Genomic DNA, 14247 nt, shown 5'->3' on the forward strand with positions numbered 1-14247 from the left:
GATGGCCAGGGCGGCGGCGGGGGAATGATGGGGTCATGGAAACCGGGGGAGCGGGACCGGCCCGGGACGACGACGGCCAGTTCGACGTCGACGTTCTGGTGGTGGGTAGCGGGTTCGGCGGAAGCGTGACGGCGCTGCGCCTCGCCGAGAAGGGCTACCGGGTGACGGTCGTCGAGGCCGGACGCCGGTTCACTCCGTCACCCGCGGCTACCGGTAGCACGGCCGCCGATGCCGGCCGCCCGGCCGAGGCGGGCTCGGGTGACCGCCGGGGCGGCGGAGCGTCGCCGTTGCCGCGCAACAGCCTGGACCTGCGGCGATACCTGTGGCTGCCCTGGCTGGGCTGCCACGGAATCCAGAAGATCACGCTGCTGGGCCGGGTGCTGGTGCTCTCCGGTGCCGGCGTCGGTGGCGGCTCGATGGTCTACGCGAACACGCTCTACCGCCCGCTGGAGGCGTTCTACGCCGACCCGCAATGGGCGGCCCTCGCCGACTGGCGGGCCGAACTGGCGCCCTACTACGACCAGGCCGAGCGAATGCTCGGGGTGGTCCCCAACCCGACGACGACCTACGCCGACGAGGTCTTCCGTTCCGTGGCCGAGGAGATGGGCGTCGGCGACACCTTCCGACTGGCCGATGTCGGCGTCTACTTCGGCCCACCCGGCCGGCCCGCCCCGGGGGAGACGGCCGACGACCCGTTCTTCGGCGGTGCCGGGCCGCGGCGCACCGGCTGCCTGGAGTGCGGCGAGTGCATGAGCGGCTGCCGCCACGACGCCAAGAACACCCTCGACCGCAACTACCTCTACCTGGCGGAACGGCTCGGCGTCACGGTCGTGCCCGACACCACGATCCAGTCGGTCACCCCGCTGCCCGGCGGCGGTTACCAGGTCCTCGGCGCACCGGCCGGTGCCTGGCCCGCGGTGACCCCGAGGGGCCGCGCGCGGGCGCGGCGGCGCGGGCGCGCCTGGCGGGCCGAGCAGGTCGTGTTCGCCGCCGGGGCGCTCGGCACCCAACGGCTGCTGCTCGCGATGCGCGACGCCGGCCGGCTGCCCGACCTCTCGCCCCGGCTCGGCTACCTGACCAGGACGAACTCGGAGGCCATCCTCGGCGCGACGACGGTCCGCCCGGACCGGCGGATCACCCACGGGGTGGCGATCACGTCCAGCTTCTATCCGAACGAGCACACCCACGTCGAGCCGGTCCGCTACGGCATCGGCAGCAACGCGCTGGCGCCGTTGGCGTCGGTGATGACGGACGGGGGCGGGCGGATACCCCGGTGGCTGAAGTTCGTCGGCGCCTGCCTGCGCCGGCCGCACCTGGCGCTGCTCGCCGGGCTGCCGTGGCGGTGGTCCGAGCGGACGATGATCTCCCTCGTCATGCAGTCCCACGACAACTCGCTGATCGTGCGCCGCCGTCGCGGGCCGGGGGGCCTGTCCTGGCTGACCAGCCGTCAGGGCCACGGCGGACCGAACCCGACCTGGATCCCCGAGGGCAACGACGCGACACGCCGGGTCGCCGCCAGACTCGGCGGCCATCCCGCGGGTTCGATCACGGAGCTGGCGAACATCCCGATCACGGCGCACATCCTGGGCGGCGCCACGATCGGGGAGTCCGCGGAGCACGGGGTGGTCGACGCCTACCAGCGCGTCTACGGGCACCCGGGCCTGCATGTCGCCGACGGGGCCGCCGTCACCGCGAACCTGGGCGTCAACCCGTCATTGACGATCACGGCGCAGGCGGAGCGGGCGATGGCGTTCTGGCCGAACAGGGGCGAGGCAGACCCGCGTCCGCCGCTTGGCGCGCCCTACCGGCGAATCGAGCCGGTGGCGCCGCGCAACCCGGCCGTTCCGGCCGCCGCCCCCGCCGCCTACCGCCCGGCGGGGCTTCCGGTCGTGCCCGTCGGCGATCTGTTCAGGTCGGCTCGGACGACCGGGGCAGCCGAAGGACCCGCACGGGCCTAGGCCCGTGCGGGTCGGTGCTCGTCCGCTCGGCTTGTCGGTCGGACGGGCCGATCGGTCAGGGCCAGCCGCCTCGACCGTCGGCCCGCGCCGGTGTCAGAAGCGGCGCGAGGTCGAGTCGCTCATCGAGTCGGTCCCGGCGCGGTGGCCGGCGGTGACGTCGTCCCGCAGGCCGTCGGACAGCCGCTCGTCGGTCGGGTACCGGGTGGTGGTCGTGGTCACCCGGGTCGTCGACGCGCCGGTCTGGTCCAGGCCACCCGCGGCCGGCTGGCCGCCCCCGGGCTGGCTGAGCATCCGGCGGGCGGCGATGGCGATCCCGGCGCCGGCGCCGGCCAGCATCACCAGGCCGACGCCGCGGCGGCGGCGCCGCTGTGCCGAGGCCATCCGGTGCTGGGCCCGGGCCAGGTGCTGGTCGAGCAGTCGCTGGGCACGGTCGGCCTGCGCCACCGCCTTGCGCTCGTCCTTCATGGCCCGGCGGGAGTGGCTGTGCCGCATGGCTCGCTCGCTGGCCTCGAAGGCGCGGCGGGCCGAGTCGTCAGCGGCGTCGTGGGCCTTCTCGATCCGCTTGGTGTGCCGCTTGGGCAGGCCGTGGCCGCCGAGGAGCTCCTCCCGCGACCTGAGGTCCGGGCGCTCCCACCGCTGCGCCGGCCGGCGACCGGCCTGGTCGGTCCAGTCGCCCAGCTGCTCGTGGCCGCGCTGGCCGCGGCGGCGGCCACGGCCGCGCTGCTCCCGGCCCTGCGGACCGAGCTGCCCGCCGTGCTGCTCCCAGTCGCGGCCAGGCCGGTCGTCGCCGGTCCGGAGGTCGCCACGGGTCGACCCGCGCAGGCCCAGCGCGCCGCCCAGGCCCTCGCCCTCGTCGGCGCGGCCCATCCGGGCGCTCACGCCGTGGCTGGCGTTGCCGTTGCGGCGCGCCTCGTCCCAGCCGTAGCCGGCGTCGTCCCGCTGGCCCCACCGCTGCTGGCGGGCGGGCTCGTCCCAGCCACCGCGGCTCCTGGGCTGGTCCCACGCCCGCCCGCCGCGCTGCTCGCGCGAGGACTGGCCCGCGTCGTCCCACTGCCGGCCCGGACCGCGACCACCCAGCCGGGCGCCCTGGCGGCCCGACCAGCCCGGGTCCTCGGCGTGCTCGCTCATCCGGCCGGAGACGTCCGACATCCGGCCGGCCAGCGCGCTGCCGGCCGACTGGCCGGCACGGGCCGCGATCCCGGCGGCACCGGCCATCGCCGTGCCGGCCCGGCCGGCCGCGCCCCAGGCGGCCTGCTGGAAGCCGGGGCCGTCCTGGTGCCGGCTCTGCTGGCCGATCTGGCCACGCAGGGCGGACATCGGGCCGCCGTCCCGGTCATGGCTGTGCTGGTCGGCCGCGCCGCCGCGCAGCAGGCCACCGAGGCCGCCGCGCCGAGCGCTCTGAACCGGCGCATCGGTGACGCGCGAGAGCCGGTCCCGCATATTGCTGGTACCCATCGGTCTCCCTCTTCTGCTGCCGCATTCCCACAGGCGGCGGAGGTTCTGGACGCCCCGCCCGATGTGCGCCGCGACGCGCTTGCCGGTCGACGGCCGCCTCGGTTCTCCCCCGACGTCGGACGTCCGGGAGCCCCCGCTCTCGCCCGGAACCCGCTTGCCGCCGGACATCGACAATCACTCTGTGTAGTGCTGACAGCACTCTCGCCTCTCGAGCCGCTCCTGTCGCGCGCACAGGGCGGAGTGCCACGTTCGCCCCACCGCGTCGGCCCGACCGGCTCGACGCGGTCCTTGCGCCGGCGGGACGCATGTGGTCCGGGGCCACCGCGCGCTGCTCCGTGTTCGGCTGGCGCGTCGGCGTGACCGGCCGGCACATACGATCGTCAGCAGGTCGGCCCCTGCGGGCGCGGCGGACGCGGATCGACGGCGGAACCCCGCACGGCGCGCGGACGTCCTCCTGATGGGGATCGGTGGGCCGGTGACGCGAATCCTGCGCGGGTCAGGCGACCCGCGACACGAAGAGAAGAGAGGCACATGGCCGAGGAGCTGTACGCGACGCTGCGGACGACTCAGGGCGACATCGAGGTCCGGCTGTTCCCGGACCATGCCCCCAAGACGGTTCGCAACTTCGTCGGTCTCGCGACCGGCGACCAGGAGTGGACCGACCCGAGCACCGGTGCCAAGAAGACCGGCACTCCGCTCTACAGCGGCACGATCTTTCACCGGGTCATCCCGGGCTTCATGATCCAGGGTGGCGACCCGCTGGGCAGCGGCCGCGGCGGCCCGGGCTACAAGTTCGCCGACGAGTTCCACCCGGACCTGACGTTCAGCAAGCCCTACCTGCTGGCCATGGCGAACGCCGGGCCGGGCACGAACGGCTCGCAGTTCTTCATCACGGTCGGGCCGACCGACTGGCTGAACCGCAAGCACACGATCTTCGGTGAGGTCACGCGCGGCACGGAGATCGTCGACGCGATCGCCAAGGCCCCGACCGGCGCGCAGGACCGCCCGAAGACCGACGTGGTGATCCAGGAGATCGCCATCGAGACCCGCCCGGCTTAAGGCGATCGTCCAGAACGGGCGCGGAGCGCCCGCTGGACGCTCGCCGGCTCGGGCGCTGGGCGCCCTCCCCAACGTGGGACGGGGCGGGTGGTGAGTTCCGAGGCCGGCCCTGTCCAGGGCCGGGCCCTTGGGTCAGTTTCGCGCCGAGCCTCGAGGTCCGCTGGGATCGGGGGCTTGGCGGGTTTCGTTGGTAGGCACGGATGTGCAGGTTAAGGGCCGGATGGCCCGCGGAGGGTGGCGGCGGTGAGCGTCGAGGAGCCGGGCGGACCGGTGTCCGGTTCGAGCGAGGCCGAGCCGGCGCCCTCCGCCGCGCCGTCGCCCTGGGACCGCCCAACCGGCGCGGGGACGCCGCCCACGATGCCGAAGCAGAGCGAGCCGGGCGACAGCGCGCCCGGACAGGGCCACCAGCAGGGCTGGGGAGCCCCCCAGCAGGGAGGCTCCCCGGGCCAGTGGGCCCGCGACGCCTCCGGGATGCCCGTCTGGGAGGGTCCCCGGGCGGACGAGCCGTCCGGCCGTTCGACGCCCGGCCCGGGTCAGCCCGCGCCTGGCCTCCCGGCGGCGGGGGGCCAGGCGGGCCAGTCGAACCGGTGCTACCGGCACCCGGACCGCGACGCGTTCGTCTCCTGCCAGCGCTGCGGCCGGCCGATCTGCCCGGACTGCATGCGCCCGGCCGCCGTCGGCTTCCACTGCCCGGAGGAGGCGGCGGCGGCCCGCACGCCGGCGTCGCCAACCCAGTTCGGCGGCCGGGCGGACCGGGACTCCTCGGGCCTGATCACGAAGATCCTGATCGGGATCTGCCTGGTCGCCTACGTGCTCGAGGGCGTGCCCGGGCTGACCGGCACCTCGCACATCAACCAGTTCACGCTCGACTACTCGCTGATCGGCGTGGACATCGCCCAGAAGCACGAGTACTGGCGGCTGGTCACGGCGGCGTTCCTGCACGGCAGCGTGCTGCACATCGCGTTCAACATGTACGCGCTGTTCCTGCTCGGGACGCAGCTGGAGGCGATCCTCGGCCGAGTGCGCTATCTGGCGCTGTTCTTCGCCTGCGCGATCGGCGGTAACACTCTCAGCTACGTGATCCACGACGAGAAGGCCTTCTCCTACGGGGCCTCGACCGCGATCTTCGGCTTCTTCGCCGCGTACTACCTCATCGCGCGTCGCCTACGGGTGAACACGAACCAGATCCTGATCGTCGTCGGGATCAACCTGTTGATCACGTTCAGCATCTCGGGCATCGACAAATGGGGCCACATCGGCGGCCTGGCGACGGGCGTCGTGCTGGGCCTGCTCTACGCGTACGTGCCGGCGAGGCGGGTCGCCATCCAGGCGCTCGGGACCGTCGCCGTCCTCGCGATCCTCGTCGTCGCCGCGGTCCTGAACACCCAGAGCCTGACGGCGCTGCACACGTTCTGACGCCCGCCGGCGCCCGTCCCGCGCGGGACGCCGGTCCTGGTCGCGGGGCCGGTCCCACAGCGGGGCCAGGCCCATCGCGGGCCCGGGCCCGGCCGGGTGGCTGGGGTCAGTGCCAGCCGACGGAGGCGTACACCGGGAGCCGGCCGAAGTGCGGGTGCCCGCGCTCGTCCGGCGCGTTCCACTCCTCGGCGGGCACCAGGCCCGGCTCGATCGGCTCCCAGGTGCTGACCAACTCGACGGTCTGCTCGTGCGGCCGGGGGGCACCCGGCTGGCCGGCCCGTTCGAACAGCGCCCGCAGGCCGCGCGCGCTGCCCTCGTCGCACAGCTGGCTGAACAGCAGCAGGCTGCCGCGCGCGGTGACCTCCCGATAGCCCCGCAGCACCTCGCGCGGATCCTCGTGGTCGGCGATCTCCGGCAGGCCGGGCACCATCACGATGGCGATCGGCTGGGTGACGTCGAGGTGGGCGAGCACGCCCGGATGCCGCAGCACCTCGGCCGGCCTGGAGACGTCCGCCTGCACCAGCGCGACCTGGCGATCCCGGATGTCCGGCAGCGACCGGGCAATCACCAGCGGGTCCGGCTCGACGTACACCGTCTGGCTCTCCGGGGCGACGGCGCAGGCCACCTCGTGCACGGGGTCGACGGTCCCGGCCCCGCCGCCCAGCGCGAGGAACTGGTTCACGCCGTTGCGGGCCGCGAACCTGACCGCCCTGACCAGGAAGTCCTTCATCGCCCGGGCGGCGGCCGGCGCGTCCGGCCAGGCCAGCAGGATGGCCAGCGCGGACCTGCGGTCCACCCGCCGGTGCGCGGTGCCGCCGAGCAGCGCGTCGTACACCCCGGCCGGCGACGGGCGTTCGTTCAGGTCGCCCGCGGGGCGGAATCCACCGGGCCCGATCGGGGCGAGGCCGCCGCCGGGACCGCCCAACTCGACCGGGTGCACCGGCCCGACCGGGGCGAACGGGCCGTCGGAGTGGAACTGGCTGTCGACCGAGGTGAGGTTCGCGATGCTGAACGGGCTGGTGGCCTCGCGGGACTCCTCGGGTCTGGCCACCTCGCCGGGTCTGTGTGGCCCGGCCGGCTGACCTGACCGGGCGGACGGGGCGCTGGTCGGTGGCCCGTCGCCGCTGGTCCTGGCCCGGCCGGCGCCGCGGAGCGGCCCGGGCGCCGCGGAAGCCTGCATGATGCTGCCGCCGTGCCTTCTGGCGAGCATCGGTCCGGTGGAGGTCATGTCGTTGCCTTTCGGTTCTGCTCGGCGGCGCCGGCGCTCTGCGAGGCGGTGGGCGTCGCGGTCGGGTCCGGTCCAGCCGTCGGGACGCGGCGCTCTCACCCGGCAGGTGCCGCGGGCGCGGCGGAACCGAGCGGTCGCTGGAGCGACGGAGCTGGAGGGATGGGCACCAGCGGCGTTCGGGGCACGGGAGTCCGAACGTCGCCAGGGCTGGTGGCCGGCTGTTGCCGACAGTGGGTGCGGTCGGCCGCGCGCGCCTGGGGTGCGTCGGATGGCGTCGCCGCAAGGCCTGGGTACGTCAGCGCACCGGGCCGTCGTCCGCGCGCGGGGGGCGCGGGGCCCCCGACCTCGCCCGCACCGACCTCGTCGAGCGGTCTGCGCAACCGTTGTTGCCAGGCATGCGGTCCCCCTACCGTGTGGCGTGGCGAGATCAGATTATCGGTGCTTCAGCCCGCCGTATCAGTGCTTACGTATTTCTGAGCTGAGCCTTTTTCCGGTTGCTGCCCGGAATCGCCCGCTCAGTCGGTGCCTCCGGTCCCCGGTCAAGATGATTACTATCCGTTTCTGCTTCCGATACAATGAGTGGGAGGAGTGTACGGGCTCCGCTCGTCGGTACCGGGGGCAATTCGGGACAACGTCTGACCAGGTACCCGGCGGCGCAGCGAAACGGGGGCAGCGGTGGCACACTCACCGACACGTCGGCTCGGTGGCAGCCCTTTCCCGCCGATCGCCGAGTACGCGTTCCTCTCGGACTGCGAGACCACCTGCCTGGTCGCACCGAGTGGCAACGTCGAATGGATGTGCGTGCCTCGCCCGGATGCGCCCAGCGTGTTCGGCTCGATCCTAGACCGGTCCGCCGGCGGCTTTCGGTTCGGTCCCGAGCGCATCATGATTCCTGCTGGACGCCGTTACCTCCCAGGAACCAACGTCGTGGAGACGACCTGGCAGACGCCCAACGGCTGGCTCATCGTCACCGACTGTCTGGTCGTCGGCCGCTGGCACCGCACCGCCGCCCGTTCCAAGACGCACCGGCGCACGCCGATGGACTGGGACGCCGAGCACGTGCTGCTGCGCACCGCCCGCTGCGAGCACGGCACCGTCGATCTCAGCCTGGTGTGCGAGCCGAACTTCGACTACGGCCGCAAGCCCGAGTCGTGGGAGTACGAGGGCGACGGCTACGCGTCCGGGATCATCCGGAACGCCGACACCGACGTCACACTGCGGCTGCGCACCGACCTGCGCCTCGGCTTCGACGGCCGGCGGGCGCTGGTCCGGACCACCCTCAAGGAGGGCGACACCGCATTTGTCGCCCTTACCTGGCGGGCGCACGAACCCATGCTGCCCACGACGTACGCGCAGGCCATGGCCGCCGTTGACTCGACGACCGAGTTCTGGCGGCAGTGGTTGTCGCGCGGCATGTTCCCCGACCACCCCTGGCGCCGGCAGCTCCAGCGCAGCGCCCTCGCGCTCAAGGGCCTCACCTACGCTCCCACCGGCGCGCTGCTCGCCGCGGCGACCACCTCGCTGCCGGAGACCCCGCAGGGCCAACGCAACTGGGACTACCGGTTCAGCTGGATCCGGGACTCGACCTTCGCGTTGTGGGGGCTCTACACGCTGGGGCTGGACTACGAGGCGAACGACTTCTTCTCGTTTATCGCCGATGTCTGCGAGGAAGCCGACGACATCCAGGTTATGTACCGGGTAGGTGGTGAATCAGACCTGCAGGAACAGGTGCTGGGCCACCTGTCCGGCTACGACGGGGCGACCCCGGTACGGATCGGCAACGACGCCTACAAGCAGCGCCAGCACGACGTGTGGGGGACCGTGCTCGACTCGGTCTACCTGCACACGAAATCACGTGACTATCTGTCCGAACGGCTGTGGCCGGTGCTGGTCCAGCTCGCCGAGTCGGCCGCGACCCATTGGCGCGACGCCGACCGGGGCATCTGGGAGGTGCGCGGCGAGCCGCGGCATTTCACCACGTCGAAGATGATGTGCTGGGTGGCGCTCGACCGGGGCCGTCGGCTCGCCCAGATGCGCGGTGACCTGAAGACCGCCGCGCGCTGGAAGACTGTCGCGGAGGAGATCCACGCCGACGTCTGCGCCAGGGGCGTCGACGAACGCGGCGTGTTCACGCAGTACTACGGCTCGACCTCGCTGGACGCGTCGGCCCTGCTGCTTCCGCTGCTCGGCTTCCTGCCCGCGTCCGACGACCGGGTGAAGGCGACCGTGCTGGCGATCGCCGACGAGCTGACCGTCGACGGGCTGGTGCTGCGCTACCGGACCGAGGAGACGGACGACGGCATCGGCGGCGAGGAGGGCGCCTTCCTGATCTGCTCGTTCTGGCTGGTCTCGGCGCTGGTGGAGATCGGGGAGCTGCACCGCGCCCGGCAGTTGTGCGAGCGGCTGCTGTCGATGGCGAGCCCGCTGGACCTCTTCGCTGAGGAGGTCGACCCGCCGACCGGTCGGCACCTGGGCAACTTCCCGCAGGCCTTCACCCACCTGGCGCTGATCACCGCCGTGATGTACGTGATCCGAGCCGAGGACGCCGAGGCCTACGCCCGCCCCTCACCCAGCACCTGACCGAACGTCCAGCCGACCGAACGCGCGCCCCCGGGATCCCGAGGTCCTAATGTTGGGGTGTGGCGAAGCTGGTGGTCGGGGGCGGACGGGTCGAGGTCGTGCTGAGCCAGGCCGAACGTCTTGCGGCCTTGCGTGGGGACGTGTCGGCGGCGCTGGACGAGATAGCCGACGTCCAGGTCTCGCCGCACCCGTTCGGCGAGCTGCGCGGCATCCGGGCTCCGGGGACCGGTGTTCCCGGGGTGATCGCCCTGGGCACCTGGCGCCACCGCGGCGGCAAGGACTTCGTCGCCATCTACCGGCGCCGGCCGGCCGTGGTCGTGCTGCTCGCGGCCGGCTGTGAGTTCGAACGCCTCATCGTCGGCGTCGAGGACCCGGACCAGACGGTCGCCGCCATCCGCGCGGCGACCGGCCTGGTCATTGGGGGAGCGTAGGGGAGTGGTCGGGGCTGTCCACATATGTGGACAACGGTTGTGGATAAATCTCAGCCGTGCAACTTGCCACGCCGGGCGGCTGACCTGCCGGATCGGTCCACCCGCGTTCCAGGTGGACCGTCGCCCGGGTCCGTCAGTGCCACTGGGTCGCCACGCCCAGGCCAATCACCACAAAACCAAAGCCGATGAGGATGTTCCAGCCGCCCAGCGCCTCCATACCCAGGACGCCGCCGTTGGAGAAGTAGTACGTCAGCAGGTAGGCGATTCCGATCAGGAAGAACGCCATGATCATCCCGCCGAACCACCGGGGCGACGGTGACCGCCGCTTCGCGGTGACCGTCGAGGCGGGGCGGGCCGCAGTGGCCTTTTTCGGCTTGCGCCGTCGCGATTCGGGCACGGGACGGTCTCCTCGTCGGGGCTAGACAAACATTGCGTGCAGGCTATTACGGGTCCACGCCGTGGTGGGCGCCCGATCCCCATCGGCGCGGCCGTAAGTGGGCGACCGGCGAGACACACCGAAGACCCAGAGTCGACAAGACCGCCCGCCAGACACGATGGTTTCCCTGTGCATACCGGCCCGGGACGGCGAACCGGCCAGGCGCGTCGGGTCGGTATCCCGGTGGCGGCGGCCCTCGCCGGCCTGCTGCTCGTGCTCGGCTGGGGGTCCGCCGGTGGCGCCCGGCCGCCCGCCGGCAGCGCCCTGGCCGGCGAACATCGCGCGCTCGCGGGCGTGGTGGCGGCCGACCAGGCCGGCGTCGACCGGTCCCGCGACCGGCTGGCCCAGGTGCGGGCCGCCCTCGCGTCACCCGGCCCGCTGGCGGCGCCGGATCCGGCCGGGGCATCCCGGGTGCCGCTCGCGGCCGGCTGTACGAGCGCCGACGGCTCGGCCGGGCCGCCTGACTGCGCCGGACAGGCGGCGCTGCTGGCTCAGGTGGGCCTCACGCCCGTACGCGGCACCGCGGTCGTCGTGTCGCTGGATGACACCCCGCGTGGCAGGCGCGCCGGCCCGTGGCCGTCCGGGGTCCGCGCCCCCGTCGCCGACGACCTGGTCGTGCACCAGCAGGACGTCCAGGCCGTGGTGAACGCCCTGTGGACCGGCGGGGCGCGGGCGATGACGCTGATGGGCCGGCGGGTCACCGCGCGGACCGCGGTCCGCTGCGTCGGCAACACGCTGCTGCTGGAGGGGAACGTCTACTCCCCGCCGTTCGTGGTCGCGGCGATCGGCGACCCGGCCCGGCTGACGGCCGCCCTGGACGCCGACCCCGGCGTCGTCCTCTACCGGGAGTACGTCGACGCCTACGACCTCGGCTACCACGTGGAGACGAAGGCGAACATGACCTTCCCCGCCGCGACGGAACCGCCGACCGCCGTCTACGCCACGCCGCTGCGCGACTGAGGGCGCCGGCCAGGACGCCCCCAGGCTGCAGGGTCAGGCGAACGCGGCCTGGCGCAGGGTCTCGACCTCGTTGGACAGCGCCGGAGCGAGCGCACGGCTGGCGCCGCCGTCGCCACAGGCGTCCAACCAGCGCGCGAGCATCAGGTGCCCGCCCTGGGTGAGGACCGACTCGGGGTGGAACTGCACCCCTTCGATCGGCAGCGTGCGGTGTCGCATCGCCATCACCACGCCGCTGTCGGTCCGGGCGGTGATCTCGATCTCCGGCGGCAGCGTCGCGGCCTCGACGGCGAGCGAGTGGTACCGCGTCGCGACGAACGGGTTCGGCAGGTCGGCGAGCACCCCCGCGCCGTTGTGGTGCACGACAGACGTCTTGCCGTGCAGCAGTTCGGGCGCCCGGTCGACGGTCGCGCCGAACGCGACGCCGATCGCCTGGTGACCGAGGCACACCCCGAAGACCGGCAGCCCGGCGGCCGACGCCGCGGTCACCATCGGGATGGTCATGCCGGCCGCCTCGGGCGTCCCGGGGCCGGGGGAGAGCAGGACGCCGTCGACACCGAGCTCGCCGACCCGCTCCGGGTCGACCTCGTCGTTGCGCCGCACGACGCACTCCGCGTCCAGCTGGCCCAGGTACTGGACCAGGTTGAACACGAACGAGTCGTAGTTGTCGACGACCAGGATGCGCATCCTGCTCCCGCTTCCTGAGTGGATCAGCCGGTCGGGCTGGGGGTGGCGGTCCCGCCGCCGTGGCCGGGGCCGCCGGTGTTACCCGAGGTCGGCAGGCCAGGCAGCGTCGGCGTCACACCGGTGGACGGCGTGCCTGTCGGGCTGCTGGTGGCCTGCGCGGCCACGACCAGGGTGATCGTGTCCCCACGGTTCACGGTGGCGTTCTTCGGATTCTGGTCGATGACGGTGCCCGGCGCCTGGTCACTCGGCTGCTGCTGGACCGTGTTGTTCAGCCCCAGCTGCGTCAGGGCGGCCTGGGCCGACGAGACCGACTGGCCGATGTAGCTGCCGACGTTCACCTGCGAGCTGACCACGAAGATCGTGACCGTGGTTCCCACGCCCCATGGCTGACCAGCCGCGGGGTCGGTCTTCTCCACCCGGCCCGGCTTCTGCTTGGGCGGGTTGGTGCTGTCGCTGTAGGGCTGCTGCTGCACTTCGAACCCGGCCGCCGTAAGCGCGGCCTGGGCCGCTGACGCCGTCTGGCCGACGACGTCCGGGACGGGCTTCTGGTCCGGCGCCGCCGCGACCGTCAGGCTGATGGCCGTCGACAGCGGGACCTTGGAGCCCTCGTTCGGCGCGATCTTGATGACCGTGTCGGGTGCGGTCCCGTCGGTCACCTTCTGTGACGTGCTGGTGATATTGGTGAAGCCGAGGTCCGTCAGCTGGTTCTTGACGGCGGTCAGGGGCTGGCCTTTCAGGCCCGTCGGGATCGTCGCGTCGGTCGAGGAGCCGCCGCCCGACCCGCCGCCCTTGTTGGACAGCAACGACGTCGCGACCAAGGAGACGACGACGAAGGTGAGCACGACCGCGAGGCCAGCCAGCACCCACTTCCAGGCGTTCGAGCCGCGCTGCGGTGGCGGCGCCGCGCCGCCGGAACCGCCGTACCGGTCGTCGTCCGGCGGGAACCGCTCGAACTGGTCGGTGTAGCCGCCGACGGGGGCGTAGCCACCACGGGTGCGGGTCTCCCCGCTCTGCCGGTAGGCCCCGGCCTCGTAGCCCGAGTCCTGGTAGCCGGTGTCGCCGTAGCGGTCGTAGGTGTCGTAGCCGCCGGTCCGGGGGTCGTCGCGGTAGCCGCCGCGCGCGATCTGGGTCGCGGCGGCCGAGGCGCCACCGGTCGGGCGGCCGGACTGCTGGGCGACCACCCGGCGGCCCGCGAGGGCCCGCTCCAGATCGTCGCGCATCTCGCCGGCGCTCGCGTACCGGTCGTCCGGCTCCTTCTCCAGCGCGTGCAGCGTGACCGCGTCCGCGGCCGCCGACAGCTGCGGGTTGTGCCGCGACGGCGGGTCGGGGATCTCCCGGACGTGCTGGTAGGCGACGGCCACCGGGTTGTCGCCCCGGAACGGCGGCTCGCCCGTGAGCAGCTCGTAGAACAGCACCCCGGTCGAGTAGACGTCGCTGCGCGCGTCCACCTTCTTGCCCTGGGCCTGCTCGGGCGAGAGGTACTGGGCGGTGCCGATGACGGCCTGCGTGGCGGTCATCGTCGACGAGGTCGCGTTGTTGGCCTTGGCGATGCCGAAGTCCATCACCTTGACCGAGCCGTCCGGGGACAGCATCACGTTCGCCGGCTTGACGTCCCGGTGGATGATGCCCAGCCGGTGGCTGTAGTCCAGCGCCGCGCAGATGTCGGAGGTGATCTCCATCGCCCGGCGTTCCGGGAACGGGCCCTCCTGCTGCAGCACCTCGCGCAGGGTCCGGCCCTCGACGAACTCCATCACGATGTACGGCAGCCGGGTGCCGTTGATGATGTCTTCGCCGGTGTCGTAGACCGACACGATCGCCGGATGGTTGAGGCCCGCGGCCGACTGCGCCTCACGCTGGAAGCGCTTGAGGAAGTTGGGGTCGCGGGCGAGGTCCGAGCGCAGCACCTTGATGGCCACGTCGCGGCCCAGCCGGATGTCCCGCCCTCGGTACACCTCGGCCATGCCGCCGTAGCCGATGCCGGCGCCCAGCTCGTACCGGTCGCCGACGAGACGTGGTTCCGTCCCGTACAAGTCCGTCACG

11 protein-coding genes are annotated in these 14247 nt (G+C 72.9%); 6 read left to right on the top strand and 5 right to left on the bottom strand.

The features are described 5' to 3' along the window. Window positions 1–35 precede the first annotated feature (35 nt). A complete protein-coding gene (locus FRAEUI1C_RS00365) occupies window positions 36–1958 on the top strand; it encodes an FAD-dependent oxidoreductase (protein WP_013421284.1) in 1923 nt (640 codons plus the stop codon). Window positions 1959–2051: 93 nt separating this feature from the next. On the opposite strand, the gene FRAEUI1C_RS35770 is transcribed toward FRAEUI1C_RS00365, so the two are convergent. Continuing rightward, window positions 2052–3413 (bottom strand): hypothetical protein, encoded by a 1362-nt coding sequence (locus FRAEUI1C_RS35770; RefSeq protein WP_157734762.1) that lies wholly within the window; start codon window positions 3411–3413, stop codon window positions 2052–2054. Between the two features lie 531 nt (window positions 3414–3944). On the opposite strand from FRAEUI1C_RS35770, the gene FRAEUI1C_RS00375 reads away from it, so the two are divergent. Both FRAEUI1C_RS00375 and FRAEUI1C_RS37940 read left to right on the top strand, forming a co-directional pair. Then, entirely contained in the window at window positions 3945–4472 is a 528-nt protein-coding gene (locus FRAEUI1C_RS00375; protein ID WP_013421286.1) for a peptidylprolyl isomerase, read from the top strand. A gap of 243 nt (window positions 4473–4715) precedes the next feature. After that, window positions 4716–5888 (top strand): rhomboid family intramembrane serine protease, encoded by a 1173-nt coding sequence (locus tag FRAEUI1C_RS37940; protein WP_013421287.1) that lies wholly within the window; start codon window positions 4716–4718, stop codon window positions 5886–5888. 106 nt (window positions 5889–5994) lie between these two features. Here FRAEUI1C_RS37940 and FRAEUI1C_RS35775 read toward each other — a convergent pair whose 3' ends face one another. Then, entirely contained in the window at window positions 5995–7116 is a 1122-nt protein-coding gene (locus tag FRAEUI1C_RS35775; protein ID WP_013421288.1) for an SAM-dependent methyltransferase, read from the bottom strand. A gap of 675 nt (window positions 7117–7791) precedes the next feature. Here FRAEUI1C_RS35775 and FRAEUI1C_RS00390 point away from each other — a divergent pair. Both FRAEUI1C_RS00390 and FRAEUI1C_RS00395 read left to right on the top strand, forming a co-directional pair. Further along, entirely contained in the window at window positions 7792–9696 is a 1905-nt protein-coding gene (locus tag FRAEUI1C_RS00390; protein WP_013421289.1) for a glycoside hydrolase family 15 protein, read from the top strand. Window positions 9697–9755: 59 nt separating this feature from the next. Next, on the top strand, window positions 9756–10127 hold the full coding sequence (locus tag FRAEUI1C_RS00395) for a hypothetical protein (protein WP_013421290.1): 372 nt from the start codon (window positions 9756–9758) through the stop codon (window positions 10125–10127). A 133-nt stretch (window positions 10128–10260) separates the two neighbouring features. On the opposite strand, the gene FRAEUI1C_RS00400 is transcribed toward FRAEUI1C_RS00395, so the two are convergent. Beyond that, window positions 10261–10524, bottom strand: a complete 264-nt coding sequence (locus tag FRAEUI1C_RS00400; protein WP_013421291.1) for a cell division protein CrgA — start codon at window positions 10522–10524, stop codon at window positions 10261–10263. Window positions 10525–10692: 168 nt separating this feature from the next. On the opposite strand from FRAEUI1C_RS00400, the gene FRAEUI1C_RS00405 reads away from it, so the two are divergent. Continuing rightward, the gene (locus FRAEUI1C_RS00405; protein WP_198318684.1) at window positions 10693–11523 is read left to right on the top strand and encodes a DUF881 domain-containing protein; all 831 of its coding nucleotides are present in this window, start codon (window positions 10693–10695) and stop codon (window positions 11521–11523) included. A 33-nt stretch (window positions 11524–11556) separates the two neighbouring features. Here FRAEUI1C_RS00405 and FRAEUI1C_RS00410 read toward each other — a convergent pair whose 3' ends face one another. Then, window positions 11557–12207, bottom strand: coding sequence for an aminodeoxychorismate/anthranilate synthase component II (locus tag FRAEUI1C_RS00410; protein WP_013421293.1), 651 nt, complete (start codon window positions 12205–12207; stop codon window positions 11557–11559). 23 nt (window positions 12208–12230) lie between these two features. Next, window positions 12231–14246: a Stk1 family PASTA domain-containing Ser/Thr kinase gene (pknB, locus tag FRAEUI1C_RS00415; protein WP_269724385.1), complete on the bottom strand. Its 2016-nt coding sequence runs from the start codon at window positions 14244–14246 to the stop codon at window positions 12231–12233. Window position 14247: the final 1 nt, after the last annotated feature.

Origin of the sequence: Pseudofrankia inefficax, from assembly GCF_000166135.1 — a bacterium.
Classification (GTDB): Bacteria; Actinomycetota; Actinomycetes; order Frankiales; family Frankiaceae; genus Pseudofrankia; species Pseudofrankia inefficax.

Bases quoted from the DNA above. Each gene is read 5' to 3' on its own strand.
- FRAEUI1C_RS35775 (WP_013421288.1), bottom strand. From the start codon at position 7,116: ATGACCTCCACCGGACCGATGCTCGCCAGAAGGCACGGCGGCAGCATC.
- FRAEUI1C_RS00365 (WP_013421284.1), top strand. From the start codon at position 36: ATGGAAACCGGGGGAGCGGGACCGGCCCGGGACGACGACGGCCAGTTC.
- FRAEUI1C_RS00375 (WP_013421286.1), top strand. From the start codon at position 3,945: ATGGCCGAGGAGCTGTACGCGACGCTGCGGACGACTCAGGGCGACATC.
- FRAEUI1C_RS00410 (WP_013421293.1), bottom strand. From the start codon at position 12,207: ATGCGCATCCTGGTCGTCGACAACTACGACTCGTTCGTGTTCAACCTG.
- FRAEUI1C_RS35770 (WP_157734762.1), bottom strand. From the start codon at position 3,413: ATGGGTACCAGCAATATGCGGGACCGGCTCTCGCGCGTCACCGATGCG.